This is a genomic window from bacterium (genome assembly GCA_020440705.1).
Taxonomy (GTDB): domain Bacteria; phylum Krumholzibacteriota; class Krumholzibacteriia; order LZORAL124-64-63; family LZORAL124-64-63; genus JAGRNP01.
Genome location: JAGRNP010000228.1, coordinates 1 through 2,591, shown reverse-complemented (window position 1 = coordinate 2,591; position 2,591 = coordinate 1). Strand labels below are relative to the sequence as shown.

2 protein-coding genes are annotated in these 2,591 nt (G+C 72.8%); one reads left to right on the top strand and one right to left on the bottom strand.

Translation table 11 applies throughout. From position 1 onward, the window contains the following. Positions 1-235, top strand: a 235-nt coding sequence (locus KDM41_17880) for a hypothetical protein (GenBank protein MCB1185292.1), incomplete at its 5' end; no start/stop codon positions are given. Positions 236-535: 300 nt separating this feature from the next. On the opposite strand, the gene KDM41_17875 is transcribed toward KDM41_17880, so the two are convergent. Beyond that, positions 536-2,591: PASTA domain-containing protein (locus tag KDM41_17875; protein ID MCB1185291.1), on the bottom strand; the 2,056-nt coding region annotated here is incomplete at its 5' end.

Here is a 2,591-nt window from a genome sequence, read left to right as displayed (position 1 = left end):
GATGAGCGACCACGACGCGAACAAGGACCACGGCTCCGACCAGGGCGCGCGCTCCATGCTGGTCGTCCTGATCCTGGCCAGCCTCGTGATCGGCGCTCTCTGGGGCCTCAAGCTCTATGGCTCGCTCGAGGACGTCCGCACCTGGAACGCCACGGGCCTCGTCCTCATCACGCTCGTCTTCGGCTACGGCCTCATCGCCGGCGCCAAGGCCTGGCTCTCGGGCCGTACCGAGTAGCGCCGCTTGCTCGCGCCCGGCGGGCGCGGGTCGTGTGACCTGGATCGTCTGCCGTGGGCGCCGTCCGTGCCTTGGAAGCGCGGTACCGAGCCGACTGAGCTTCCCGGCTCACGCTGCGGATTGGGCCGGGGTGTGCGCGCCAGCCGAGTCTCGCGTTCCCCGTAGCTCGCGTACCGAGCCCGGTGAGATCTCCTCTTCACGCGGCGACACGTGCTGGGGTGCGCAGGTCGATGGGAGCGTGAAGCAAAGATCTCACCCGGCTCGTTCCCTGGGGTGGGAAGAGGCGGACGCGGATCGCGGCTACTTGATGACCCAGAGGCGGACGACACCCGCTCGCGACTTGGGGACGGAGCCGGCGGGGAACTGGGCGGCGATGCGTCGCGTGCCTGCGTAGGGATGACCGGGAATGTCGAGCTCGACGACCTCGGTGCGCGCGCCGGTGTTGCCGAGCAGGCGACGGCCCTTCTCGAGCATGCCGCCGAGCGTGTGCGCGAGGTGCACCGACGCGGACGAGGGATCCGGCGCCACGGCGACCTGCAGGCGCACGAGATCGCCTGCCTTGGCCGTCGCGCCGGGCTCGGGGCGCTGGGCCAGGACGCGGCCCGTGGGGCCGTCCGCCACGCGCGGGTCGATCACCACGACGAACCCTGCGCGCAGCAGGTCCTCGATGGCCGCGACGGCCTCGTGGCCGATCACGCCCGGCGTCTGCAGCGGCGTCGCCTCATCGGGGTTCGGCAGCTTCACGCTGGGCGCGGGCTCGACGCCGCGGGGCGTCGGCGGCGGCATGCGGAAGCCGGTCCCCGGCTCGACGCCCGGCGGCCTGCGCAGCCCGGACGTCTCGTCGGGCGCTTCGGACGGCTGACCCGTGGTACCGGGCAGCGGCGTCGGATCGCCGGCATGCGCTGCGATGTGCGGAGCGCCGAGTGTGCTCGCCACGACGATCTCGACCCACGAGTAGCGGGGCGCGCGAGTGCCAGCGGCCGGCGCTTGATCGGTGACGCGGCCGAGCTCGGTGGCCGTCCCGCCGCCGTGACGCACGCGAACACGGAAGCTCTCGTTGTTGAGGATGGTGCTGGCTTCGGCGCGCGTGCGGCCGACGACGTTCGGCACGAGCACACCGGCTTCCAGCGACGGGCGGGCGACGACCAGGCGCACGGTGCTGCCCGGAGCCGCCATGGCGCCGGCGGCCGGGTCTTGGCTGATCACCTGGCCCTCGGGCAGGTCGGAGGTGACCTCGAGCTCGATCTGGTAGTAGAGCCCGGCCCCACGCACCGCCGACTCGGCTGCATCGCGCGTGCGCGCGACCACGTCCGGCACCTTGACGGCGCCATCGCCCGCGGGCGGCTCGACGGGGCGTACGGGCGCCGGGGTTGGACCCGGCGCCGGCGTCGTCTGCGGCGCCTTCGTCGGGCGGGCCACGACGAGCATGACGGTGGCGCCTTCCGGCAACATCGTGCCGGCCGCGGGGTCTTGGCTGATCACCTGGTCGGCGGGCAGGTCATCGGTCGTCTCGTTCTCGACCGCCGCAACGAGACCCGCGCGTCGCAACAGGGCTTCGGCCGCCTGCAGCGAGCTGGCCACGACGTCCGGCACCTCGCGATCGGCGACAGGAGCCGGCGGCGTGGGCTCCGTGGGCGTCGGCACCGCCGGCGTGTCACCACTCGGCGGCGTGTCACCACTCGGCGGCGTGTCACCGCTCGGGGGGGTGTCGCCACTGGGCGGCTTCTCCCGCAGCCTCGCGACCGTGAGATAGACCTGCGAGGCGGGCGCCACGAAGGTGCCCGGATCGGGCATCTGGCGCAGCACCGTGTTCTGGTAGTTGGGGTTGTCGCGCGCTTCGAAGTCGACGATGGCGAAGAGCCCGAGCTCTTCGAGCTTCTTCTCGGCCTCGTCGATCTTCATGGTGAGGACCTTGGGGACCTCGACCTTCTCGTCATCACCCGGCGCAGGCATGCCCGGAGCAACACCCGGCGCCCCGGCCATGCGTCCGTCGCCATCGCCCTCGCCAGGAGCGGGCAGCGTCCCGTTGCCCGTCGTGTGACGCGGCGCGGGCAGCGGCGGCAGCTCGGTGGACGGCTCGTCGCCTGTCGGAGTCGGCTCGTCCGTGGACACGTCCGGTTGCGGAGCGTCGACGGTTGGCGCGCCCATGGACGTCGTGGCGTCGGGCTGCGGCGTGTCGACGTCCGCGGGCACGTCGGCCGAAGGCAGCGGGGCGTCGATATCCGGCGCGTCGGTGTCGCCGCCAGGCGTGGAGGGATCGGGGAAGGTCTCGGGCACGGGGTCGGCGTCGGCCAACAGCGGGTTGGCGTCGATCACGCGACCCACGAACACTTCCACCACGGTGCCGCGCGCCACG